This window comes from Achromobacter sp. JD-1, from assembly GCF_038594925.1.
In the GTDB taxonomy this organism is placed as follows: domain Bacteria; phylum Pseudomonadota; class Gammaproteobacteria; order Burkholderiales; family Burkholderiaceae_B; genus Achromobacter; species Achromobacter spanius_C.
The window spans coordinates 563,225-587,436 of the sequence record NZ_JBCGCS010000001.1 but is presented as its reverse complement, the minus strand read 5'-3'; the positions used below and the strand labels follow the sequence as shown (position 1 = coordinate 587,436).

The 24,212-nt window shown below is 63.9% G+C and carries 23 protein-coding genes; 12 read left to right on the top strand and 11 right to left on the bottom strand.

Features of this window, described 5'->3' with window-relative positions; genetic code table 11:
- Nucleotides 1-4: 4 nt before the first annotated feature.
- The 3 genes from WBR68_RS02715 to WBR68_RS02705 form a co-directional block, all read right to left on the bottom strand.
- Complete coding sequence (locus WBR68_RS02715; protein ID WP_050448532.1) at nt 5-1,120, bottom strand: efflux RND transporter periplasmic adaptor subunit; 1,116 nt, start codon at nt 1,118-1,120, stop codon at nt 5-7.
- Between the two features lie 194 nt (nt 1,121-1,314).
- The gene (locus tag WBR68_RS02710; RefSeq protein WP_050448531.1) at nt 1,315-3,285 is read right to left on the bottom strand and encodes a BCCT family transporter; all 1,971 of its coding nucleotides are present in this window, start codon (nt 3,283-3,285) and stop codon (nt 1,315-1,317) included.
- A 154-nt stretch (nt 3,286-3,439) separates the two neighbouring features.
- Entirely contained in the window at nt 3,440-4,126 is a 687-nt protein-coding gene (locus WBR68_RS02705) for a TetR/AcrR family transcriptional regulator (RefSeq protein ID WP_230693465.1), read from the bottom strand.
- 168 nt (nt 4,127-4,294) lie between these two features.
- On the opposite strand from WBR68_RS02705, the gene WBR68_RS02700 reads away from it, so the two are divergent.
- The 3 genes from WBR68_RS02700 to WBR68_RS02690 all read left to right on the top strand — a co-directional run bounded on the left by WBR68_RS02700 (nt 4,295) and on the right by WBR68_RS02690 (nt 10,154).
- Nucleotides 4,295-5,446: an efflux RND transporter periplasmic adaptor subunit gene (locus tag WBR68_RS02700; protein WP_370641176.1), complete on the top strand. Its 1,152-nt coding sequence runs from the start codon at nt 4,295-4,297 to the stop codon at nt 5,444-5,446.
- Nucleotides 5,443-8,619, top strand: coding sequence for an efflux RND transporter permease subunit (locus WBR68_RS02695; protein WP_230693464.1), 3,177 nt, complete (start codon nt 5,443-5,445; stop codon nt 8,617-8,619). The genes WBR68_RS02700 and WBR68_RS02695 overlap by 4 nt, the downstream gene beginning before the upstream one ends.
- A gap of 98 nt (nt 8,620-8,717) precedes the next feature.
- The gene (locus WBR68_RS02690) at nt 8,718-10,154 is read left to right on the top strand and encodes an efflux transporter outer membrane subunit (RefSeq protein WP_230693494.1); all 1,437 of its coding nucleotides are present in this window, start codon (nt 8,718-8,720) and stop codon (nt 10,152-10,154) included.
- Nucleotides 10,155-10,253: 99 nt separating this feature from the next.
- Here the strand turns inward: WBR68_RS02690 and WBR68_RS02685 are convergent, their stop codons facing one another.
- The 3 genes from WBR68_RS02685 to WBR68_RS02675 all read right to left on the bottom strand — a co-directional run bounded on the left by WBR68_RS02685 (nt 10,254) and on the right by WBR68_RS02675 (nt 11,908).
- Nucleotides 10,254-11,171 (bottom strand): DUF808 domain-containing protein, encoded by a 918-nt coding sequence (locus WBR68_RS02685; RefSeq protein ID WP_127183710.1) that lies wholly within the window; start codon nt 11,169-11,171, stop codon nt 10,254-10,256.
- A 221-nt stretch (nt 11,172-11,392) separates the two neighbouring features.
- Entirely contained in the window at nt 11,393-11,650 is a 258-nt protein-coding gene (locus WBR68_RS02680) for a hypothetical protein (protein ID WP_083447485.1), read from the bottom strand.
- Nucleotides 11,651-11,704: 54 nt separating this feature from the next.
- The gene (locus tag WBR68_RS02675; protein ID WP_050448526.1) at nt 11,705-11,908 is read right to left on the bottom strand and encodes a cold-shock protein; all 204 of its coding nucleotides are present in this window, start codon (nt 11,906-11,908) and stop codon (nt 11,705-11,707) included.
- A 465-nt stretch (nt 11,909-12,373) separates the two neighbouring features.
- On the opposite strand from WBR68_RS02675, the gene WBR68_RS02670 reads away from it, so the two are divergent.
- Nucleotides 12,374-12,811, top strand: a complete 438-nt coding sequence (locus WBR68_RS02670; protein WP_050448525.1) for a hypothetical protein — start codon at nt 12,374-12,376, stop codon at nt 12,809-12,811.
- Nucleotides 12,812-12,833: 22 nt separating this feature from the next.
- On the opposite strand, the gene WBR68_RS02665 is transcribed toward WBR68_RS02670, so the two are convergent.
- On the bottom strand, nt 12,834-13,175 hold the full coding sequence (locus tag WBR68_RS02665; RefSeq protein WP_127183709.1) for a hypothetical protein: 342 nt from the start codon (nt 13,173-13,175) through the stop codon (nt 12,834-12,836).
- Between the two features lie 168 nt (nt 13,176-13,343).
- On the opposite strand from WBR68_RS02665, the gene WBR68_RS02660 reads away from it, so the two are divergent.
- Together WBR68_RS02660 and WBR68_RS02655 are read left to right on the top strand one after the other, a co-directional pair.
- The gene (locus tag WBR68_RS02660; protein ID WP_230693463.1) at nt 13,344-13,526 is read left to right on the top strand and encodes a type II toxin-antitoxin system HicA family toxin; all 183 of its coding nucleotides are present in this window, start codon (nt 13,344-13,346) and stop codon (nt 13,524-13,526) included.
- A gap of 49 nt (nt 13,527-13,575) precedes the next feature.
- Nucleotides 13,576-13,968, top strand: coding sequence for a type II toxin-antitoxin system HicB family antitoxin (locus WBR68_RS02655; protein WP_230693462.1), 393 nt, complete (start codon nt 13,576-13,578; stop codon nt 13,966-13,968).
- Nucleotides 13,969-14,009: 41 nt separating this feature from the next.
- On the opposite strand, the gene WBR68_RS02650 is transcribed toward WBR68_RS02655, so the two are convergent.
- Together WBR68_RS02650 and WBR68_RS02645 are read right to left on the bottom strand one after the other, a co-directional pair.
- The gene (locus WBR68_RS02650) at nt 14,010-14,750 is read right to left on the bottom strand and encodes an SDR family oxidoreductase (RefSeq protein ID WP_230693461.1); all 741 of its coding nucleotides are present in this window, start codon (nt 14,748-14,750) and stop codon (nt 14,010-14,012) included.
- Nucleotides 14,751-14,786: 36 nt separating this feature from the next.
- Nucleotides 14,787-16,127, bottom strand: a complete 1,341-nt coding sequence (locus WBR68_RS02645; protein WP_269747742.1) for a CitMHS family transporter — start codon at nt 16,125-16,127, stop codon at nt 14,787-14,789.
- Nucleotides 16,128-16,315: 188 nt separating this feature from the next.
- Here WBR68_RS02645 and WBR68_RS02640 point away from each other — a divergent pair, with 188 nt between their 5' ends.
- From WBR68_RS02640 to WBR68_RS02620, 5 genes are all read left to right on the top strand, one after another.
- Entirely contained in the window at nt 16,316-17,020 is a 705-nt protein-coding gene (locus WBR68_RS02640) for a response regulator transcription factor (RefSeq protein WP_230693460.1), read from the top strand.
- A 45-nt stretch (nt 17,021-17,065) separates the two neighbouring features.
- Nucleotides 17,066-18,442: a sensor histidine kinase gene (locus WBR68_RS02635; RefSeq protein WP_255695836.1), complete on the top strand. Its 1,377-nt coding sequence runs from the start codon at nt 17,066-17,068 to the stop codon at nt 18,440-18,442.
- Entirely contained in the window at nt 18,432-19,529 is a 1,098-nt protein-coding gene (locus WBR68_RS02630; protein WP_370641175.1) for an ABC transporter substrate-binding protein, read from the top strand. Before WBR68_RS02635 ends, WBR68_RS02630 begins: the two co-directional genes overlap by 11 nt.
- Before the next feature lie 140 nt (nt 19,530-19,669).
- Complete coding sequence (locus WBR68_RS02625; RefSeq protein WP_050448518.1) at nt 19,670-20,755, top strand: LuxR C-terminal-related transcriptional regulator; 1,086 nt, start codon at nt 19,670-19,672, stop codon at nt 20,753-20,755.
- Between the two features lie 146 nt (nt 20,756-20,901).
- On the top strand, nt 20,902-21,225 hold the full coding sequence (locus tag WBR68_RS02620) for a hypothetical protein (RefSeq protein ID WP_050448517.1): 324 nt from the start codon (nt 20,902-20,904) through the stop codon (nt 21,223-21,225).
- 116 nt (nt 21,226-21,341) lie between these two features.
- On the opposite strand, the gene WBR68_RS02615 is transcribed toward WBR68_RS02620, so the two are convergent.
- Complete coding sequence (locus WBR68_RS02615) at nt 21,342-22,190, bottom strand: Bug family tripartite tricarboxylate transporter substrate binding protein (protein WP_230693458.1); 849 nt, start codon at nt 22,188-22,190, stop codon at nt 21,342-21,344.
- A 19-nt stretch (nt 22,191-22,209) separates the two neighbouring features.
- Between WBR68_RS02615 and WBR68_RS02610 the strand changes: the two genes are divergently transcribed.
- On the top strand, nt 22,210-22,497 hold the full coding sequence (locus WBR68_RS02610; protein ID WP_230693457.1) for a hypothetical protein: 288 nt from the start codon (nt 22,210-22,212) through the stop codon (nt 22,495-22,497).
- On the opposite strand, the gene WBR68_RS02605 is transcribed toward WBR68_RS02610, so the two are convergent.
- Nucleotides 22,458-24,068 (bottom strand): sulfatase family protein, encoded by a 1,611-nt coding sequence (locus WBR68_RS02605; RefSeq protein WP_230693456.1) that lies wholly within the window; start codon nt 24,066-24,068, stop codon nt 22,458-22,460. The two genes, WBR68_RS02610 and WBR68_RS02605, sit on opposite strands and share 40 nt — an antisense overlap.
- Between the last annotated feature and the right edge of the window lie 144 nt (nt 24,069-24,212).

Genomic DNA, 24,212 nt, shown 5'->3' with positions numbered 1-24,212 from the left:
CGCGTCAATCAGCTTGCGCCACGGATGGCGCCACGGTATCGGAGGAAATGACTTCAACCGCCGCGCCGTTATGCAGGCGCAGTTGGCCGGACGTCACCACCTGGTCACCCGCTTCCAGCCCGTCGGTCACGACCACCCGGCCGCGCACGCGCTCGGCGGTCTTGACGTAGGCTTGCCGCACGGTGGTGGCGGCGCCTTCCTGGCCGGTCTTGGAGGGCGCCAGCACGAACACGGAATCGCCATAGGCGCTGTAGCTGACGGCGGTTTCGGGCACGGTGATCACGTTGGGGCGGTCGGGCAGGCCAATGCGGCCATGCGCAAACATGCCGGCCGCCAGCGCTCCGTCGGCATTGGCCAACGTGGCCTGCACCCGCACCGTGCGCGATCCCGCGTCCACTTGCGGCTCTACCGTCGTCACCTGGCCGGCGAATTCACGTCCGACATGGGCGTCCACCGTCACCAAAACCGGCTGCCCGGTACGCACCACGCCCAACGCCTGTTCGGGCAAGGTGATGTTGGCGTACACGGTAGAGGCGTCCGTCAGCGATACCAGCGCGTCGCCCGCCCGGGTGAATTGACCCAGGTTGACGCGGCGCACCCCCAGCACGCCGTCGAACGGCGCCTTGACGCGCTTTTGCTCGATCAGCGCCTGCACCCGCTTGATGTCGGCGGCAGCCTGGTCGTAGTCCGCCTGCGCCTGCTCCAACTGTTCTCGCGTGGCTGCCTGTTGCGGCAACAGGCGCCGCGTGCGTTCCAGCAAGGCGCGGGCATTGCGGGCCTGGGCTTGCAGGCGCGCCAGTTCGCCTTGCTCGGGCGCATCGTTCATCTGCACCAGCAATTGGCCGGCCTTGACCTGCTGGCCCGCCGTGAAAAGAATCTGCGTGACGCGGCCGTCCACTTCCGCCGGCACCTGCACCTGGCGCGTGGCCTCCAATGACCCGATTCCGCTCAAGCCCATGGGAAATGCCGCCTGCACCGCGGGCGCCACGGCCACCTTGGCGGGCGCCATCGCCCATACGTCCTGCTGCGAAGCCTGGCCGTACTTCCACGCCAGCCCGCCCGCCACTGCCAACACCAGCACGATGGCGCTTGCCGCCCATGCCCCGGATTTCGCCTTCATGATTCTCTCTTTTATTTATCAAAGAATAAGCTTGGATAATCCATGATTTGGCGTGCTTCGTCAAAGTGGCTGATGCAATGCAGGGGATAGCGGCACGCTATCGGCAATAAAAAAACCGCCAGGCGTAGCTGGCGGTTTTAGGGCTTTGGCGCCCGTCAGGGCGCTGGGGGCCACGGTCGATACGCGGCCGAAGGTCAGGTTCGAACCATATGCAGGTAATGCCGATGCCGTTCGTACTGGTCCAGGATGTCGCCGATGACCGCGTCGCGGCTCCAGCCCATGATGTCGTAGTCCTGCCCGCCTTCGCGCAAATGCACCTCGGCGCGGAAGTACTTGCGTTCTTCCTCGTCGGCGGCCTCATCCGGCGTCAGGCTGGGGCGCACGAAGGCCTCGGGTTGCACGGCATACGAAAAGTCCAGATGCTCGCCGTGGGAAACCTCAAGCACGGCGCTGCCATCGTTTTCGTTTTCGCGCACTTCCACCGCGTAGCCCTGCTTGCGCAGTTCGTCAGCCACGTCTTCCAAGGCAGGCCGCACCACGTCGCTGATGAAGCGCTGCACATGCGAACGGCGCGGCATCATCACCATGTTGCGCAGCCGGCGTTCCCACGACTGCCCGCCGCGCGCGGGCCGCGACAAGGTCAAGGACTGGTAGCGGATGCCGCGCTTGGTGGCGTCCAGCTTCAGCGCCTTGAACAAGCCCCACAGGGACAGCAGCAAGATGACCGAGAACGGCAGCGCGCTGGCGATCGTGGCGGTCTGCAAGGCCTTCAGGCCATCGGCCAGCAACAGGGCGATAGCCACCGCGCCCATCAGCAGCGACCAGAAGATGCGTTGCCATACCGGCGTGCGGTCTGATCCGCCCGATGCCAGCAGGTCCACCACCAGCGCCCCCGAGTCAGCCGAGGTCACGAAGAAAACCGCCACCATCGCAATGGCAATGATCGACAGCAGCCCGCTCCAGGGCAGTTGCTCAAGAAAGGCGAACAAGGCCAATGACGAGTCGGCGTCCACCACTTCCGCAAAGCCCTGTACCTTGTCCACCAGAATCATGTGGATGGCCGTGTCGCCAAACACCGTCATCCAGAACAGCGTGAAGCCAGCGGGCACCAGCAACACGCCGGTGACGAATTCGCGGATGGTGCGCCCGCGCGAAATGCGTGCGATGAACATGCCCACGAAGGGCGACCACGCAATCCACCAGCCCCAATAGAACAGCGTCCAACCGCCGATCCAGTCGGTGGGCTCGTAGGCGTACAGGTTGAAGGTCTTGTTGACGATGTCGGACAGATACGCGCCCGTGTTCTGGACGAAGGTCTGGAGCAGGAACACGGTAGGCCCCACCACCAGCACGAACAGCAGCAGCACCGCGGCCAGCACCAGATTGGTTTCGGACAGGATGCGGATGCCCTTGTCCAGCCCGCTGGCCACCGATATCGTCGCCAACCCGCAGGTGATGATGATCAGGATGATCTGCGTCGTCACCCCTACCGGCACGCCGAACAGGTGATTCAGCCCGCTGTTGATCTGCGCCACGCCCAGCCCCAGCGAGGTCGCCACGCCCAACACCGTGCCAAGAATGGCGAAGATGTCGACCGCGTGCCCGATCGGCCCGTGAATGCGGTTGCCGATCAGCGGATACAAGGCCGAGCGCAGCGTCAGCGGCAAACCATGCCGATAGCTGAAGAAGGCCAGCACCAGCGCCACCACGGCATAGATGGCCCAGGCATGCAGGCCCCAGTGGAAGAAGGTGATCTTCATGGCCTCGCGCGCGGCGATGGCGGTGCCGCCTTCGCCCACGGGCGGCGACATGAAGTGCATCACCGGTTCGGCCACGCCGAAGAACATCAGGCCGATACCCATGCCCGCGGAAAACAGCATCGCGAACCAGGTGAAATTACGGTAGTCGGGTTCGCTGTGATCAGGCCCCAGCTTGATGTCGCCATACCGGCTGACCGCCAGGAACACCACGGCCAGCAAGATGATTGCAACGACCAGGATGTAGAACCAACTGGCATTGCCCATGATCCAGCCTTGCACCGCATCGAACAGAGTCTGCGCCTGCTTGGGTGCCAGGATCGCGAACCCGACCAGCAGCAGCGTGAAAACGGCCGCCGGAACAAACACAGGGCGGTTAATGGTGGATGGTCGGGTTTCTGAAGTCATGCAGCCGCTCCTTTCGCCCGAGGGTTGAAATATCCAGCGCGCAACCCCCCTCAGTCCGACTGCACGCCGCCGGTATTACTATCACGGCCAGCGGGAAGATGACAATCTTAAAAAATGGAGCACCGCGCAATCAAGGCGGCGCATCAGCCGATTTTCAGCGCCCTGATCGGCTGTCCGCTGACTGGCTATCCGGGTGATCCACCTGCCCGTCCCCCGCCCGCTCGGGCATGGCGTCGCCAAACACCACGCGGCGGAAAAAGCCCGCCAACACGGCCTCGGTCATTTCCAGGCTGACCCCTTGCGGGTCGAAGGCGTAGCTGAATTGCATGCCGTCCGACAGCGCCAGCAAGCCCACCGCCAACTGTTCGGCGGGCAGCGGCAGCGGCGTGCCGACATGGGCGGAAAACTGGCGCACGTACTCAGTGGTGGCCGCGCGCAATTCCCGCAGGCAATCGGTGAAACCCACGCGAAAGTCCGGGTCGCGCGCCGCTTGCAGCTTGCCTTCCATCCAGAGCAGAAAGCAATCGTTTTCGCGGTGATGCGTGCTGTAGTACTCCAGCACGCGCGCTTCCATTTGCGAACGCGATTCGCCTTCTTCGAAGATGGTGCGCATGTCGGCCATCACTTTTTCGTGATCGCGCCTGAGCAGTTGCAGGAAAAGTTCGGACTTGCTGCCGAAATTGGAATAGAAGGCCCCGCGCGTGTAACCCGCCAGTTCGGCGATGTCTTCGACGCTGGCAGCCACAAAACCCTTGCTGAGAAAAACCGATTGCGCAGCGTCAAGCAGACGCTGACGCGTCTGGTCTCGACTCTGTTCACGGGTGAGGCGGACTTTTGACATGGCGGAAGTTTAGCACTGGGCATCACGCCAAATACATTCTTGTATCTGAATACATAACCGCATTAGAATTCAGGCCGTATTGGAATTGACTCCCCTATTTGTTCTCTTCGCGCCGCGAGGTGTTTCGTGAATTTCCCTGGTTCCCGCCTGCCTTCGCCGGTGCGCGCTCTGGCCGCCGACGCGGCGTCTGCCCCCGTCTTTGCACTTCGCTGGGCCCGGACTCGCCATCTGGCACTAGCGGCCGCGCTGGCATCGACCCTAGCCCTATCGGCCTGCGACCGCAAGGAAGCCGCCGCCCCCGCCCCGCGCCCCGTCGTCGCCATGCCGGCCCAAGCCGACGAACGCCTGCCTGCGTGGACCTTGCCGGGCGAAGTCCAGGCACGTTACAGCACGCCGCTGTCATTCCGCGTGGGCGGCAAGATCATTGAACGCAAGGTCAGGTTGGGCGACAGCGTCGTACCCGGGCAGATCGTGGCCAAGCTGGACCCCGCCGACGCCGCCAAGAACGCCGCGGCCGCCAAGGCCCAGTTGTCGGCCGCACAGCATCAGTTGACGTATGCCCGCCAGCAATTGGAGCGCGACCGCGCCCAGGCACGCGAAAATCTCATCGCGACGAATCAGTTGGAACAGACACGCAATGCCTACGCCGCCGCCTTGGCGCAACGCGACCAGGCCGCGCAACAGGCCGCGCTGTCGGCCGATCAGCTTGAATACACCACGCTGAAAACCGACCAGGCGGGGGTCATCACCGCCGAACAGGCCGACACGGGCCAGAACGTCGCCGCGGGAACCCCCGTTTACCAACTGGCCTGGGCGGGCGACATCGACGCCATCTGCGACGTGCCGGAAGGCCTGTTGGCCAGCCTGGCGCTGGGGCAGCGCGCCAGCGTCACCTTGGGGCCCCTGCCCGGCCAGACTTTCTCTGCCGTCCTGCGCGAGATCGCGCCCGCCGCCGACCCGCAAAGCCGCACCTACCGCGTCAAGCTCACGCTGGAATCGCCGTCGCCGGACGTGCGGTTGGGCATGACCGCCAACATCAGCTTTGACAACCCCGGCGCGACGCGCCAGGCGAGCTACACCGTGCCCGCCACGGCGTTGTTCCATGACGGCAAGGAACCCGCCGTATGGGTCGTGAAACCGCAAGAAGACACGCTGGAACTGCGCCGCGTGCAAGTGCTGCGCTACGACGCACGCACGGTCACGCTGTCAGGCGGCGTGCAAGCGGGCGAGCGTGTCGTCTGGCAAGGCGTGCACACCGTCACGGCCGGTGAAAAAGTTCGACCCGTGGCGCCCTTGCACCCCGAGGACTTTGCATCATGAGCGCCAACGCCGAAGACGCTGGCCACGAGCCCGGCCACGGACACAACGAAGGCAAATTCAACCTGTCGGCCTGGGCGCTGCGCCACCAGCCCCTGGTGATTTTTCTGATTACGCTGGTCACGCTGTTCGGCGTGCTGTCGTATTCCAGGCTGGCCCAGTCCGAAGACCCGCCCTTCACTTTCCGCGTGATGGTCATCAAGACCCTGTGGCCCGGCGCCACCGCACAGCAGGTGCAGGAACAAGTCACCGACCGCATCGGCAAGAAGCTGCAGGAAACCGCCAACACGGACTTCCTGCGCAGTTATTCGCGCCCTGGTGAATCGCTGATCTTCTACACCATGAAAGACTCGGCGCCCGCCAACACGGTGGCCGACCAGTGGTACCAGATCCGCAAGAAGGTGGGCGACATCCAGGCCACGCTGCCGCAAGGTGTGCAAGGCCCGTTCTTCAACGACGAATTCGGCGACGTCTACACCAACATCTATACGCTGCACGGCGACGGCTTCACGCCCGCGCAACTGCACGACTACGCCGACAGCCTGCGCACCGTGCTGCTGCGGGTGCCGGGGGTGGCCAAGGTCGACTACTTTGCCGACCCGACCGAACACATCTACATCGAAATCTCCAACACACAGCTAAGCCGGCTGGGCGTGTCGCCACAGCAGATTGCGCAAGCCATCAATACGCAGAACGCGGTAGCGGGCGCCGGCACCTTTACCACCGCCGACGATCGCATCTTCGTGCGGCCCACCGGGCAGTACGGCAATAGTCGCGCGCTGGCGGACACGCTGATCCGGGTGAACGACAAGTCGATCCGGCTGGGCGACATTGCGACCATCCACCGGGGTTACGACGACCCGCCCATCGACCAGATGCGCTTCAAGGGCGCCCCCGTGCTGGGCATCGGCATCACCATGCAGCCTGGCCAGGACGTGGTGCGCCTGGGCGAATCGCTGGACACGACGTTTGAAAAGTTGAAGGCGCAACTGCCCGCTGGCCTGACGCTGACTGAAGTGTCCAGCATGCCGGACGCCGTGTCGGATTCGGTGGATGAGTTCTTGCGATCGGTGGCCGAGGCCGTAGCCATCGTGCTGCTCGTCAGCTTGGTGTCGCTGGGCGTGCGCACCGGCATGGTGGTGGTGATTTCGATACCGGTGGTGCTGGCCATCACGGCGCTGTTCATGGACATGTTCGGCATCGGCCTGCACAAGGTGTCGCTGGGCACGCTGGTGCTGGCGCTGGGCCTGCTGGTGGACGACGCCATCATCGCCGTGGAAATGATGGCAGTGAAGCTGGAACAAGGCTGGAGCCGCGCGCGCGCCGCCGCCTTTGCCTACACCAGCACCGCTTTTCCCATGCTGACCGGTACGCTGGTTACCGTGGCGGGCTTTCTGCCGATTGCGCTGGCCAAGTCCAGTACCGGCGAATACACGCGCTCGATCTTCCAGGTATCGGCCATTGCACTGATCACATCGTGGTTTGCCGCCGTGGTGCTGATTCCGCTGCTGGGCTACCGGCTGCTGCCCGAACGCAAACGCGAAGCCCATCTACCGCACGACCACGAACACGACATCTACAACACCCGTTTCTACCAGCGCCTGCGCGGCTGGGTGGCATGGTGCGTGGACCGCCGCTTCTGGGTGCTGGCGGGCACGGTGGTGATTTTCGTCATTGCGATGGCGGGCTTCAAGTTCGTGCCGCAACAGTTCTTTCCCAGCTCGGACCGCACCGAACTGCTGGTGGACGTGCGCCTGCAGGAAGGCGCGTCATTCGCGGCCACGCTGCGCCAGGTCGAGCGTCTGGAGAAAGCGCTGGAAGGCCGCCCCGAGATAGACCATGCGGTCAGCTTCGTGGGCACCGGCGCGCCGCGCTTCTACCTGCCGCTGGACCAGCAACTGGCCACGCCGAACTTCGGCCAACTGGTCATTACCGCGCATTCCGTGGAAGACCGCGAAAAGCTCGCCAGTTGGCTGCAACCGATGTTGCGCGAGCAATTTCCCGCCATCCGCACCCGCTTGTCCCGGCTGGAAAACGGACCGCCCGTGGGCTACCCCGTGCAGTTCCGCGTCAGTGGCGACAAGATTCCGGAAGTGCGCGCGGTGGCGGAAAAAGTGGCTGCGCAAGTCCGCGCCGACAGCCGCTCGGTCAACGTACAGTTCGACTGGGACGAACCCTCGGAACGTTCCGTGCGTTTCGAGATTGACCAGCAGAAGGCGCGCGAACTGGGCATCAGCACCAACGACATCTCGGACTTTCTGGCGATGACGCTGTCGGGCTATACCGTGACGCAGTACCGCGAACGCGACAAGCTCATCAACGTCAGCCTGCGCGCGCCGCGCGATGAACGCGTGGACCCCGCGCGCCTGGCCACGCTGTCCATGCCCACACCCAACGGCCCCGTGCCGCTGGGCAGCCTGGGTCAGGTGCATTACGACCTGGAATACGGCGTGATCTGGGAACGCGACCGCCAGCCCACCATCACCGTGCAAGCCGACGTGGCGAGCGGCGCAGAGGGCATCGACGTCACCCATGCCATCAACAAGAAGCTGGACGCCATCCGCGCCGACCTGCCGGTGGGCTACCGAATCGAGGTTGGCGGGCCGGTCGAGGAAAGCGCCAAGGGCCAATCGTCCATCAACGCGCAGATGCCGTTGATGGCGGTGGCCGTGCTGACGCTGCTGATGGTGCAATTGCAAAGCTTCTCTCGCGTGCTGATGGTGGTGTTGACCGCGCCCCTGGGCCTGATCGGCGTGGTGGCGGCGCTGCTGCTGTTTGGCAAGCCGTTCGGCTTCGTGGCCATGCTGGGCGTGATTGCCATGTTCGGCATCATCATGCGCAACTCGGTGATTCTGGTTGACCAGATCGAACAAGACATCCTGAACGGCCACAAGCGCGTGGATGCGATTGTGGGCGCCACGGCGCGGCGCTTCCGCCCGATTGTGTTGACGGCCGCCGCCGCCGTGCTGGCGCTGATTCCGCTCTTGCGCAGCAACTTCTTCGGCCCCATGGCCACCGCGTTGATGGGCGGCATCACCAGCGCCACGGTGCTGACGCTGTTCTTCCTGCCCGCGCTGTATGCGGCGTGGTTCCGCGTACGGCACGACGAACGCGACGAGCCCGAAGGGGTTCCGCCCGGCGCCAACGCCGCCGACACGCTGGAACGAGGAGCCTGAGGATGAAGATCCACCCGATCCACCCGACCCGTCCGACCCCGGCGATCCCTTCCGCCCGCCCTGGCGAGCAGCCGCTGGCCCGGCCCTTGGCTTTGCCCATGATTTTGCCCTTCCTGCTGGCCTTGAGCGCCTGCGCTTTCGCGCCAGACAGCAAGCCGCCCGCCGTGGCCTCGCCTGCCCAGTACGGCGTGGAACCGACGCCCGCCCAGGGCGCTGCCGCACAAGGCGTGGCGCAGCGCTTTGAACAGGGTGCGCGGCCCGTGCCCGAATGGTGGAAGCGCTATGGTTCCGATGCGTTGAACGCCCTGGTGCAGGAAGGCTTGGCCAACAGCCCCAACCTGGCGGCAGCCGAACGCAGCCTGGCTGGCGCGCGCGAACAGTTGCGCGCGCAGGTGAATTCGTCACTGCTGCCGTCGGTGGACGCAGGCGCCAGCGCCACGCGCAACCGCGCGCTGACCATGCCCGACCTGCCCCAACCCACCGCGCTTTACAACGTCTTCACCGGCCAGGTTCAGGCCAGCTATGACCTGGACCTGTTCGGCGCGGCGCGCTTTGCCAATGCCTCGTTGGCGGCGCAAGTCGAGCAGCAGGCCTTCCAGCTGGAATCCGCGCGGCGCGCGCTGGCCGGCAATATCGTCACCGGCGCCATCAGGTCGGCATCACTGGCCGAACGGGTCGCGCTGACCGAAAAGCAGGTGGTGTTGCTGCGCCAGGTGGCGCGCGATACGCAGCGCCGCTATGAACTGGGGTCGGCCTCGCAGAACGACGCGCTGGATGCCGACCAGGATGCCGCCACGTTGGAGGCCTCGCTGCCCGGCCTGCGCGCGCAATGGCAAGCCACGCGCCATGCGCTGGCGGTGCTGCTGGGCCGCAGCCCCGATCAGGCGCCGGACGACCTGGCGTTCAGCACGCTGGCGGTGCCGGCACAGGTGCCGGTGGTGGTGCCCTCGGAATTGTTGGCCTCGCGCCCTGACATCCTGGTGGCCGACGCGGTGGTGCAAGCCGCTGCCGCCGACGTAGGCGTGGCCACCGCGCAGCTATTCCCCAGCCTGTCGCTGTCCGCTTCGATGGGCAAGGGCGGCTTCAGTTGGCCAGCGGCGCTGTCGGGCGCCGGTTCCATCTGGGCCATCGGCGCATCGCTCACTCAGCCCATCTTCCATGGCGGCGCCTTGTTGGCCGAGCGCCGCGCGGCCAAGGAACGTTACGAGGCGTCGGTGCTGCAATACAAGCAGACTGTGCTGACTGCATTCCAGGACGTGGCCGATACCTTGGCGCGGCTGGACGCCGACGGGCAGGCACTGGCGTCAGCCGAGGCCTCGCGCCGCGCGGCCGAGCAGTCCTACCGCAACACGGCAAGCCGCGTACGCTTGGGTGCGCTGGCGCCATACACCGAGTTCGCGGCGGAAGAACACTACGTGGCGGCACGGCTGCGTGAATTGGAATACGCGAATGCCCGGCTGACGGAAACGGCCGCGCTGTTCCAGGCCATGGGTTCTCCGGCGCGTGCACCGGAAGTGGCGGCGCAAGCGCCCTGACAGCGCGGGTTGCTGTGATCAGCGCGGCTTGACCGCACAGGCCCCAACGCTTGAGGCGCGGGGGCTTGGCTCTTTGTCTTGTTAGAACTGCACTCGGCTTCAGCTCTTCTTGAACAGCCGCTTGACGACGCTGACCACGCCCAGCACCACAGCGCCGGCCACAATGCCGAACAGGGCGTTGAGAACGGTGGCCGTCAACGCCTGCACCACACCCCCGCCGCCCACCGCGGCCGCGGCGTGTTCGACGGCCGCGTGCACCGGCGCAATGCCGTGCGTGAGGATGGCGCCGCCCACCATGAACATCGCGGCGGTGCCAACCACCGACAAGGTCTTCATCAGATAGGGCGCGGCGCCCACGATGCCCCGGCCCAGCCACGCCACCGCCTGCGTGCGCTTCTGGCTCAGGTGCAAACCCAGATCGTCCAGCTTGACGATGCCGGCCACCAGGCCGTACACGCCGACCGTCATCGCAATGGCGATGATGGACAGCACCGCCACCTGGCGCGTGAAATCCGCGCCCGCCACCGCCCCGAGGCTAATGACGATGATTTCGGCCGACAGGATGAAGTCGGTCCGAATGGCGCCCTTGATCTTGTTGCGTTCAAACGCAACCATGTCGACCGCTGTGTCCTGCAGGGCTTGCGCACGCGCCGCGTGGTTGCCCTCGTCAGACTCGCCATGCGGCAGGAATTTGTGCGCCAGTTTCTCTACGCCTTCGTAGCAGAGGAACGCCCCGCCCAGCATCAGCAACGGCGTCACCGCCCAGGGCGCGAACGCGCTGATCAGCAGCGCCGACGGCACCAGGATCAGCTTGTTGATGAACGAGCCTTTGGCCACTGCCCACACCACGGGCAGTTCCCGGTTTACCGGTACCCCGCTCACCTGCTGCGCGTTCAACGCCAGGTCATCGCCCAGCACGCCGGCCGTCTTCTTGGCCGCGACTTTGGTCATGACGGAAACGTCATCCAGAATGGTCGCGATGTCATCGAACAATGCAAAGAAACTGCTGCCGGCCATCAAGCATCTCCCGAGCCCATGAAGGTGCCCAGAGTTTACAGGCGGCGGCGCGTTTTCTTGTCATCCGTGGACCGATGCGCTATCCCGCGTGGCCCACCACCGCGGCATGCCAGTGCACGGCAAATGCACCGAATCCATCGCACGCACAGCACGCGCCAACAAAAAGGCCGCCCAAATGGGCGGCCCTGACTGGCCGGTACGCAGCGCGATGCCGCGGCATATCAAGACGGCCTGGCATGTGAATCAACCACAAGCCGGCCATGATTGATCGCGGCATCCACTGCCATGCCCGGGCTGGAGACAAATCCGCCTGATTCGAACAGCGGCACGGCATGATGCTCGTTAAGTTTGTCTTGGTCGGCCGCCAGCTCAACCGCTACCGTTGCGGTGAACGCGGGCCGGCCGCTGCCCCCGACTGCTATCCGGGAAACATTGGCGGTAAGCCGATAGCCCTTGTAAACCATATTGTTGTGCAACATAAAAGCCCCTTCAGTATTTAAAGGCCAAACGTTAAAGGCCCAACGGGCCTTTATTCACAGAGCGCGAATTTGCGTGGCGTGAGGCCCTTTTGCGCCTTGAGCGGTGACGTAGCTGACGCGTTGGTTTTCCATCAGCACTTTATGCCCTTCGCTAACGATTTCCGAGAAATGCGCGAATAAATCCTTGCCGCCGTCCTCGGGCATGATGAAGCCAAATCCTTTCGCATCGTTAAACCATTTGACGATTCCGGTTTCCATAATCTCATTCCTTTTTTAAATGCAGGCGTTGCCCGCGAAGATGAGCCTATCAAGGAAAGGACAGCGAACAATGAAGCGCCCCAGGGGGAGCAAGACCGGACGAAAATCACGATGCTCGAAAAGCTTCTTGTCCACTATGGGTGCAGGGGTGGGTAATGTCAATCGGCGTTTCCAATTACCACGCAAGCATCAGTTACGCGAAAAATAAACGCTTATTAATGAAATCATTGCGTAATAAGGGTCTGGGAAGATCCCTTGGCATTGCCTATTGAGTAACGAAGCCTGGATAAGCGTATACCCGAACGATAAAGCGCGTATGCTGGCGCAATGGTGCTTGAACGCGCGTCACCTCGCCGTATCGCCATACAGGAGTATGGCCATGCACCACCACCGCAAGCGCTACGCGCGCGCGCTCCCCAGCACACAACGGTCTTTCCTCGCACACACGCGGATCTCGGTTCCAGCGTGAGCGCGATCCGAAGGTCAATCGCCAAATTCGCCAACGCCTGCGTCAAGTTGCTGCCTTCAGCGCCGCGCCCTGCCCAGGGAGGCGAGCCCAGGCGGGAGCCAAAGCGCAACCACGCCGCCATTGCTTCGCCATGGCGTATTTACCGTATCTATGCGCGGCCCGGGCATTTGCTGATGCGCAATGAGCAAGGTCGCATCCTGGACCTGGGCGTCATGAAGGGCGAAGAACCCAACCTTACGTACCGGCTCTTTGCCCGCGATCTGCAAGGCAAGGGCTTTGCTACCCGCACGCTGCTGCTGGAAGACATCGCGCGCCGCATCGAAGCGGGCGAAGTCAGCAAGGAACTGCTGAACCTGCCCGAATGGGATCAGCCCCTGGGCGCGGATCTGGATCGCGGCACGCATACGGATGTGTCGATGAAGCTGGGCCGCTAGGCGTCCCCGGCAAGAAGCAGCACTACTTTTGCGTCTGCTGCGCCACGCACATATTCACGACGCCATTGACCAATGCCTCGATCCGATCGCGCTCCGCGCTTTTTTCGTTCGTGACCAGCATGCGGTCATAGGCGGTGTAGTCCTTCAGAAGCACTGACTTTTGCAAGCCGTCCAGCACACAATTGCAATAGGCCTCTGCACGCGTGTCGACATCGGGCAGCGCACCCGCGCTTTTCTTGAAGCCTTCCACGCAGGCGCTATAGGTCACGCGGCGAACACTCTCGGGGTATTCATTTTTCTTGCCGCATCCCGCCAGCCCCAACACAGCCGCCGCGCCTGCCACCGCGAACCACTTAGCTTGCATCGAACCGCTCCCTGTTGAAATTCAAAACGGTGCATTTTTGCATAGGGACCTTGCTCGCGAATTAATCCTGGCCAGGATCGCCCCCCGTGAGCGCCGATTCGTGTAACTGGGTCCGATAAACGACCCATTTGGCCCCTTCCCAATTGTTTGGTGTGTATGGTACACATCATGAACAGCCGCGAGATCATCAGACAGCTTCGCCAAGCGGGCTGGGTATTCCGACATGCGAAACGCTCGCATCACATTTTCGTCCACCCGCAAAAAGCCGGGCATATCAGCGTGCCTCACCCCAAGAAAGACTTGGGAATCGGACTGGTTACGAAGCTGCTGACGCAAGCCGGCCTGAAGTAGCCCGGTATCGCTGGACCACTGGTCCGCACATGGCTCGCCAAGGAAACTCATGAAATATCCAATCGCCATTGAACCCGGCAGCGAGACGCAAGCGTGGGGCGTCGTCGTGCCGGATCTGCCAGGCTGCTTTTCCGCCGCCGACTCAGGCATAGACGAAGCTATCGAGAACGCGAAAGAAGCGATCGAACTGTGGATTGAAACCGCATTGGATAGTGGCGCCCCCGTGCCCGTTGCCACCAGCATTGCGGGTCACCAAGCGAATCCGGAATTCGCGGGCTGGGTTTGGGCCATCGTTGAAATCGATCCGGCCGTCATGGACGACACCATCGAACGCATCAACATCACGCTGCCCCGCCGAATCCTTGCAAGGATCGACGCCAAAGCGCGTGCGGCGGGCGAAAGCCGATCTGGCTACATCGCTCATCTGGCATTGACGCACTAGATTCAGCGACTAGCAGACAGGCCCACACCCGCCCCCCGCCTTCAGCTCATATACACGCCGCCGTTGATCGCGTAGTTGGCGCCCGTCACGAAGGCGGCCTCGTCGGAGGCCAGCCAGGCGCACAGCCCGGCCAGGTCGTGGGCGGTGCCCAGGCGTCCGACCGGTACGCTTTCCACGATGCGGTCCAACAGCGCGGGCGGAAAGGCCTTCACCGTGTCGTCGGCGATGAAGCCTGGCGACACCAGATTCACCGTGACGCCGCGCGCCGCCACTTCCTGCGCCAGCGACCGCGTGAAGCCGATCACCGCGCCCTTGGCCGTGGCGTAATTGATCTGGCCGATCTGCCCTTTTTCCGCCGCCACCGACCCAATGTTGATGATGCGCCCCCAGCCGCGGTCGGCCATGCTGTCGACCACCTGCTTGGTGCTGTTGAAAAGCGTATCCAGGTTGCTGCGCAGCACCGCGGCCCAGTCGGCATAGCCCATCTGGCGAAAGCGCATGTCCAGCATCGACCCGGCGTTATTGACCAGCACGTCGATCTCGCCGACCTCGCGGCGTACTTTCGCGAACGCCGCCTCGGTTGATGCCCAATCGGTGGCGTCGCCCTCGGACGCGACGAAGTCGTAGCCCAGGGACTTCTGTTCCTTCAACCAGCTATCCCGACGCGAAGAACGCGGGCCGCAACCGGCCACCACGCGGTGTCCCGCCTGATGCAGCGCCTGGCAGATCGCCGTGCCCGTGTGGCCCATTCCGCTGGTGACATAAGCGATACGCAAAGCCATGACCCTTCCTTTATCAATGTGCGGCAGCGCCGCGTATCAAGCACCCGCACCCACAAACGGGAACAGACCAAACGCCAGGGCGGCCGCCAGCATTACCATGCAGACCAGCGTCGCCCACTTCAGCGCATAGCGTTGGTGGTCGCCAAATTCCACACCGGCCAGACCCACCAGCAGATAAGTGGACGGCACCAGTGGGCTCAGCAGATGCACGGGTTGCCCGATGAGTGACGCGCGCGCCATTTCAACGGCCGAAATGCCATAGCCCTGCGCCGCCTCGCTCAGGATGGGCAGCACCCCGAAATAGAAGGCGTCGTTCGACATGAAGAACGTGAACGGCAGGCTGACCAGCGCGGTAATGCCGGCCAGATACGGGCCCATCGCATCCGGAATCACGGCAAGCAGGCTGCGCGACATGGCTTCCACCATGCCCGTGCCAGACAAAATGCCCGTGAAGATGCCCGCCGCGAAAATCAGCGACACCACCGACAGCACATTGCCCGCGTGCTGCGCAACGCGGCGACGTTGTTCGGCCAGGTTCGGATAGTTGATGATCAGGGCAACCGCGAACGCGATCATGAACAGCACCGGCAGCGGCAGTACGCCCATCACCAGGCTGACCATCAGCGCCAGCGTCAAACCGGCGTTCACCCACAGCAGCTTGGGGCGGCGCAGGTCGTGGTCGACTTCGATTTCAGGCAGGTTCTTGGGGCCGTCTTCGTCGTAGCCGGCATGCATCGACGCCCCCTCCGGCAGCGACAGCACGCCCAGGCGGCGGCGTTCTTTCAGGCCCAGGAAGAAGGCCAGGATCAACAGCGCCACGATCGCCACCCCCATCACCGGCACCAGCGGAATGAAGATGTCGCCCGCGTCCACATGCAGGGCGCTGGCGGCACGCGCCGTCGGCCCACCCCACGGCGTCAGGTTCATGATGCCGCTGGCCAGCATGGCCAGGCAGGTCATGGACAGCGCGTTCATCTTCAGACGGCGGTACAGCGGCAACATCGAGGCCACCACGATCATGTACGTGGTCGAGCCATCGCCATCCAGTGAAATCACCAGCGCCAGCACCGTGGTGCCCACCACGATCTTCAGCGGATCGCCCTTCACGGCGCGCAGGATGCGGCCAACGATGGGATCGAACAGGCCGGCGTCGATCATCACCCCGAAATACAGGATGGCGAACATCAGCATCACGCCGGTGGGCGCAATCTTGCGGATGCCGTCCAGCATCATCTTGTCGATGCCGGCGCCAAAGCCGCCCAGCAACGCAAAAATAATGGGGACAAGAATCAGGGCAACCAAGGGCGACAGGCGCTTGGTCATGATCAACGTCATGAACGTGATCACCATGCCAAAGCCAAGTAGGGTCAACAGCATGAGGGGTATCTCCGACTAGTCGTTGTTATGTGTGGCGCCGCCTCCAGCAAGGGAGGCAGGTGCCGAAGACTAGGAAGAAAAGCTGTCTGGAACCTGTCGTTTTTCCATGCCCGATCGAGCTTATGTGGGCCCTCGAGGCAACCGCCCCAGGGGAAAATGCCCGCGTTCGACGCAGCTACAATCAGCCGATGCGCATCCTGGTGATCGAAGACGACGAGGATCTGGCCGACGCCCTTGTCCGCCGGCTGCGCCGTCTCGGCCATGCCGTGGATCTGCAAAGCGATGGCCTGAGCGCCGACGGCGTGCTGCAATACGAAACCTTCGATCTCGTCATCCTGGACATCGGCCTGCCCCGCATGTCGGGGTTTGACATCCTGCACCGCCTGCGCGACCGCGGCAGCAAGACACCGGTATTGGCGCTGACCGCCCGCATCGACATCGAAGACCGCGTCCATGCGCTCGATACCGGCGCCGACGACTATCTGGCCAAACCCTTCGATTTCCGCGAGCTGGAAGCCCGCTGCCGCGCCTTGCTGCGCCGACCCAGCGCCCAAGCCGCTGGCGTCCTGCGCTTTGGCGAACTTGTCATCGACAGCGCCGCGCGCCACGTGTCCCTGCGCGGACAGCGCATCGACCTGCCCAAGCGCGAATACAGCTTGCTGGAAATTCTGCTGGCCGGCATGAACCGCGCCGTCAGCAAGACCGAAATCGCCAACAAGCTCTTCGCCTTTGACGACGACGCGGCGCCCAACGCCATCGAGGTCTACATTGCGCGGCTGCGTCGCAAGCTGGAAGGCTCGCCGCTACGTATCGAAACGCAGCGCGGCACCGGTTACCTGCTGACGTCCACCGCCCCGTCGGACAACCCCGCGTCCGGCACGCCGCAGGACTAGCCCGTGAAGCTTGGCCGCATTTCCATACGACGCCGCCTGTTGGCAATGCTGCTGACGCTGTTCGCCGTGGGTTTGGCTGCGCTCTACCTGCTGGTGCGCGGCTATGCCCAGCAAACCGCGGACACTACGTACGACCAGTTGCTGCGTGCGTCCGTCCTGTCCATGGCCGACAGCCTGCAACTGGTGCAAGGCAAATGGCAGATGGACATGCCTTACGCCGCGCTGGCATTGCTGGAGCAGGCGCCGCGTGACCGCGTGTTCTATCGCGTGGCGAGCACAGCGGGATTGCTGATTTCCGGTTACTCCGACCTGCCCGCTGCCCCGGACAACACAGACGCCATCGACACGCCTCGGCTGTACACCACCCGTTTTCAGGGCGAACCCGTGCGCGTGGCCTGGATGGAACGCAAGATCGCCGGGCCGCGCAGCACCGAGACCGCCGTGATCCAGGTCGCGCAAACCCGCGAAGCCCGCAACGCGCTGGCCGACAGCATTCTCTGGCAAGGCACCTTGGCGCTGATCGGTTTCACGAGTGCAGCGCTGGCGCTAGCCTACTGGGGCTTGCAGCGATCCCTGTCGCCCATCCAACGCATCGAACACGAGTTGGCCACCCGCAGCGCGTCCGACCTGCACCCCATCGCGGCGCCCGTGCCCGAGGAACTGGACACCCTGGTGCATTCCCTGGATGGCTTCATGGCCCGCCTGTCCGACAACCTGGACACCTTGCGCCTGTTCATCGCCGAAGCCGCGCATCAGTTGCGCACACCGCTTGCCGCGCTGCACGCACAGATGGAAGTGGCGCTGGACGAAGACGACCCCGACGAACAGCGCCGCAGCCTGCTGGCGGTATTGCGCAACGCGGAAAAACTGTCGCGGCTGGTCAACCAACTGCTTAGCGACGCCAGCGTCATCCACCGCAGCAACGTCAAGCAGTTCCAGCTCGTCGACCTGGCCGAACTGCTGCGCCAAGCCGCCTATGACACCGTGCCGCAAGCCGCGCCTCAGCCCGACGTGCGCCTGCACCTGCCGGACACCGAGCCCGATCGGGAACCCGGCCGCCCAGCGCCAACTATCCTGGGCGACAACCTGATGCTGCGCGAAGCCTTCAAGAACCTGATCGACAACGCCTTGCGACACGGCGCCCGCGCTGGCGGTCACATCGACATCACGCTTGACGCGCACGAGCATGGCTGGCGCATCACCGTCGCCGACCCCGGGCCAGGCATTCCCCCCGCGTTGGCCAACGCCGCGTTCGAACGCTTCACGCGCGGCCCCAACCCACGCACCCCTGGCGCGGGGCTGGGCCTGTCCATCGTCAAGCGCGTTGTCGACATCCACCAAGGAAAACTCAGCTTGAGCAACCGCGTGGGCGGCGGACTGGATGCGGTCATCACCTTGCCGGCAGGCCGCCATGATGCGTAGCGCGCTGATGTGGGTCCGCACGCTGCTTGGCGCGCTCGCCCTGCTGTGGATTGCCGCCATGACGACGGTGACGGCCGCCGAAGTCAGCCGCGACGGCCTGACGCTTGGGCCCGAAGACAGCAAGAACGTGCTGGTCCTGCATGCGTCCAACAGCGTGCAGGTGTTCAAGGGCGTGCTGGAAGATTTCACCCGTTTGAATCCAAGCTTGCGGCTCGAATACACCGAGCTGTCCACGCAGCAGCTCTACCAGGACGCGGTCGAGCGCGCGCGCCAGGACCCCACCGCCAGGCGCGGCCCCGACCTGATCATCAGCAGCGCGATGGACCTGCAGACCAAGCTCGTCAACGACGGCTATGCACAACGTCACGTGTCGCCGGAAACGCGCGCCCTGCCCGCCTGGGCGAATTGGCGCGACGAAGTCTTCAGCATCGGCACCGACCCCATCGTCATGGTCTACAACACGGACAAGCTCGACGCCGCGCGCGTGCCTCATACGCGGCGCGCGCTGCTGTCCCTGCTGCAAGCGCCCGACCGGCCGCTGGCCGGCAGCATTTCGACCTACGACGTGGAAGGCAGCGGCATCGGCTATCTGGCCGCCACGCAGGACACGCGCCTGGACAGCATGGCCGGCGCCTTGCTGGCCGCGTTCGGCCGCAATGGCGTCACCACTCACGAGTCCACCGAAGACGCTCTGGACAAGCTGGAACGCGGCGATATCACGCTGGCGTACAACCTGCTGGAGTCCTACACCCGGCACCGCATCGACCAGGGCGCCCCGCTGGCCATCATCTATCCGCAGGACTACACCCTGATGCTGTCGCGCTCCGCCATCATTCCGAAGCAGGCGCCACGCGGCGACCTTGGCGCGCTGTTGCTCGACTACTTGCTCTCGCCCCGAGGGCAGGAAATGCTGGCCAAGCAATCGGGCATGCAGCCCGTCAATGCCTCGGTCGTTCCGGCCGCGGGCATCCGCCCCATGGCGCTGGGCGTGGGATTGCTGGTGTACCTGGATACGCTGAAAAAGCGGCATTTCCTGGATTTATGGCGGGCCGCGATCCTGCCGCCGGGCGATGCGCCCGCGCCCTGATGGAACCATCCCGGTGCACACGCATCAGGTGGTTCATTAATCCTGCTCCGCTGCCAGGATTAGGCATGTATGTTGCGCAATGATCGCAAATTCGCGGGCATAATTTCCGCTCGGGCCGACGGCCACGTTGGGGACACACCATGCTCAAGCATCAGATTGTCTTCTCCCGCGCAATGGAGGCCGTGCACCACCTGACCGACCCCAACCCGCCCTGGCATGACATCCTGCGCACAGCGCGAGATCTGGTCGGCGCCGATAGCGGCACGCTGATCGTGTTCGACGCGCGCAACAAGCTGTCGAACCTGTCCGCCATCGGTTTTTCCGACGCCTGCTTCGCGGACTACCAAGGGCATTACTACCGTCATGACGTCCTGGAACATGACTCGCGCACGGCGCCCGCCGGCACCTGGCTGGACACCGCCCGCATGTACAGCAGCGCCCAACTGCAGCGCACGGAGTTCTACGCCGACTTCATGGTCAAGCACCGCATGGCGCAGATCATTTCGCTGATCGTCGAGTCCAACTCCGTGCTGCATGCGTCCATCGGCTTCCAGCGCTCCACCATCGATGCCAAAGCCAGCGCGCGCCTGCAGACAGGCGACTTCGCCCGGTACTTCCGCCTGTTGCAAAGCCAGCTTGCACAGCGCCAAAAGGCCTTGACCATCGGCTGGAATTCAGTGGAAAGCGCCTTTTCGGAAGTCAACGAAGCGGTGCTGCTGATCAACCAGGAGTCCATGGTCAACAGGATTTCGGCGCTCGCTCGGCAATATGTGGAAGATGCTCGCGGCTGGATCGTGCGCGGCGGCAGGCTGCGCCACGCCGACGCCAAAAGCCAGCGTCTGTTCGACGTCTATTGCGTCGCCACCTTCCACGACGGCCAGACCCGCTCGCTGGCCACGGCCGCGGGTTGGGGCGAATTCGACTGGATGGATATCAGCACCGCGCCCGACGCGCTAAGCCTGCTGGGTGGCCGCTTGCTGCTGGTGCGCTTGCGCCGCAAAAGCGCATTCTGCAAACCCGACGTCGACAAGCTGAAAGCCGTGTTCGACATCACCCATGCCGAAGCCGCCGTGCTGGCGGGTTTGGCGGCTGGCCACAGCGTGGAAGAAGTGGCGACGCTGCGCCAGTCATCGGTGCTGACCGTGCGCAAGCAGGTCGCCTCGTTGCTGAGCAAAATGGAATGCAGCCGCCAGGCGGAATTGGTGCGGCTGGCATCCCTGCTGTAGCGCAAACGCGGTATGCGCTCCGGTAGCCGTCCCGGGGGATCAGCCAGGCGTAATCAATTTTGGGTATGCGATGGGCACCCAGCCGCCCTACGATGAGTCCGAAGCCATGAGGGAGAGGGATTGCTATCGTGATCAAGGAGTCATTCATGAAGACTGTCCTTTCGTTCCGAGTGTTCGTCCCGGTGGTGCTGGCCGCCGGCTTGCTGTCTGGCCCCACTTTTGCGCAGCAGGCCGTCGCCCCCGCGACCGCCGTGCAAACGCCCGATGTCCCGAAAAGCCACGACGACGTCATGCGCGACCTGGCCGCCTGGCGGGAGGCTGGCGTCGAGCAAAAATGGGAAGGCGACGAGACGCCCGACATCTACAGTGGGGCATATGTCGCCAGCTATAGGAAGTATGTGGACACGGTGCATCCTGCCAATGCCACAACCCCGATGCAGACGCCATCGCAGAATCAAGGCAAATGGTGAGCGTGGCGGATAGGCATGGCGGTCAAGGCCGGTAGCGGGAACGTGCCGGTCTGCCGCCATCGGGCGATGTGCTCTTGGTGTTTTGCCGCTGCGTTCCCTGAGCGCGCTGCGTTCTGCTATTGGCCCTTGATCCCCGCCGAATCAATCACGTCGGCCCAACTACCCGCCTGGGTTTGCACCCACTCTTTCGCGACAGCGTGGCCGGAAAATGGCGCGCGCATGCCCAGGCTGGCAATGCTGGCCAGAAACTCCGGCGACGCATAGACCTGTGCCAAGGTTTCGTCCCACTTCGCTGCGACATCGGCCGGCAGACCTCGGGGCGCCATGACAAGAAAGGCGAAGGCCGCTTCAAAGTCCTTCAAGGACTCCACACCCACCTGCGCCATCGCTGGAACACCGGCCAAGCCAGGGTCGGGTTCGCGTGACGAAACGGCCAATGCACGCATCTTGCCTGCCTTGACGTGCGGCTGCACTGCCGACGCGGCCAGGAATCCGGCCTGGATCTGGTCTCCCAATAAGGCATTGACGGCGCCCGCACTGCCCCGGAAAGGCACATGCGCCACCTCGAAGCCGAGGCTCAGCTTGAGCTTTTCAAAGGCCAGATTTCCCGGGCTGCCGTAGCCCGCGGACGAATAAGTGATGACATTCGATTTGGCGAAGCGCAAGAATTCTTCCATTGTGGCCACGCCCAGATCGGGGCGAACGGCCAGCGCCAATCCGAAGCTGCCGGCAATACTGAGCGGCTCCAGGTTTAGGGTAAAGTCTTCGGCCTGCTCGCTGAAGACGTGCGGGTTGACGGTCATCAGCGTGTCCAGGGTCAACAGAAGTGTGTAGCCGTCCGGATCGGCATTGGCTACGGCCTTGGCGCCGATGTTGCCAGATGCGCCCGGACGATTTTCCACGATGATCGTCTGGCCCAACAGCTTGCCGGCATGCATTGAAATGGCGCGGGCGCAGATATCCAAAGGACCCGCCGGCGAGGAATTGACAATCAGCCGAATGGGACGCGTGGGGTATGTGTTGGGTGCGGCGGCCGTAGCGGCGGCGGCCGGTGCCGCGGCGGCCGTAGCGGCGGCGGCCGGTGCCGCGGCGGCCGTAGCGGCGACAGAAGCGCTTGCAATGAACAACGCCGTGCAAATGAATGACGCCGTGCAAAACAAGAACCGCGAAGACTTGAACATGGTGCTCTCCGGTGTGGCGGCGGCTGGCAAGCCGCCGACCTGGCGAATGCGTCAGGCAATTGCCGTGGGGTTCGGGCTGGTTTCCGCGTAGCGGATCATCGTTCGCGACAGCGCCATCAGCAGTTCACCGCGCCGAGCCTCGGCGGCGGGGTCGTGCCATAGATTGCGCAGTTCGTGGGGGTCTTCGTGCAGGTCGTACAGCTCGCCCCAATCGGCGTCGGCGTACACGCTCAAGCGGTGGCGCGATGTCTGCAGCGTTCGCATCCGCGTGCGGCCGGGAAAGCCGAACATCGTGCGCTGGCCTTCCTCTTCGATCAGCAGCGCATCGCGCAACGTGTCAGTGGCGCCCGACATCAACGGCAATAAGGATTGGCCTTGCATGCCGTTGTAGGCGGGCAGCCGCGCGCGCGCCAGCACGGTGGCGGCGATATCGGTCGTGGCGCACAACGCCTGGCTGCGCGCGGCCGTCAGCCCGGCTTGCGGATCACGCCAGATGAACGGCGCGCGGATCAGGCCCTGGTAGTGGATTGGGCCTTTGAACAACAACTGGTGGTCGCCCAGGAAGTCGCCGTGGTCGCTCGTGAAAATGACCACCGTGTTCTCGTCCAGGCCCGTATCGCGCAGCACCTGCATGACGCGGCCGATCGTCGCGTCGATATGGCTGATGGAACCGCAGTTCAGCGCAATCGCTTCCCGGGCTTCGCGTTCGGTGCAGGCGAACACGGCCGGCGTGTGCTTGACCGCCATGTTCAGGTCGCGCTGCCGATACAGCCATGCCACGTGCGGGGGTGGGTGATGATGGGCGCCCCGGCTGGCGTGAAACGATTCAGGCAGCGCCACATCATCGGGCCGATACAGATCCCAATACTTGCCAGACGGCGTGTAGGGATGGTGCGGGTCGGGAAATGAACATTGGATGAAGAACGGGGCTGTGCCCTTGGCGTGCTGGCGAAGTTGCGCAATGGTTTGGTCACCGATGTAGGCGGTGGTGGAGCATTGCTCGGGAACGCGCGTGCGCCACGCCTGCCCGTGTTGGGCCAGCACGAATTCCGGCGTGCTGAAAGCATGCTCGGGCCCCCACAGCCGCCGCGCTTCCGGATGCTCGCGGGCGAGCCAGCGTGCGTAATGGCCACCGACCTGGTCTCCGTGATCAAGCGCCAAGCGCACGGTGTCGAACCCGTAGAACGGCGTCTTCACATCATGGCCTGGGTGATCGCGCCACATTGGCCCCCACTCCTGGTCGTAGTCACCGGGCTCGGGCCGCCACGCTTCACCCCGCGCAACGTTGTCGTTTGCCGGGGGCCAGGCGGGGCCCATGCCCGTCATGTTCTGCAAATGCGATTTGCCGATCAGCGCGGTGGCGTAACCGGCGTCACGCAGCCGTTCAACGAAAGTTGTTGCGCGCTGGGATAGCGCAATGCCGTTGTGGCGAACCCCATGCGTCGAGGGCATGCGGCCCGTCATCAAGGTGGCGCGATTGGGCATGCAGATCGGGGACGCGACATAGAAGCGGTCGGCGGACCACCCCTGCGCGGCCAAGGCATCCAGCGCTGGAGTTTGCAGCAGGGCATTACCGTAACTACCCACGTGATCCGCGCGCTGCTGATCCGTGATGAATAGCAGGAAGTTGGGCTGCAAGTTGGAGTGCATAGTGGGCTGCATCGGGTCTCCTTGCCTCTGGCTCATGTCGGCCTGGCTGTTTTGATGCGGCCATTATGGGTAGCGCTTTGAGCGCCTGCGAGCCTGTAGCCCCTTATGTAGGACGCATTCGCGGGGTCGCTAGCACCGTCGATCGAGATAGCTCAC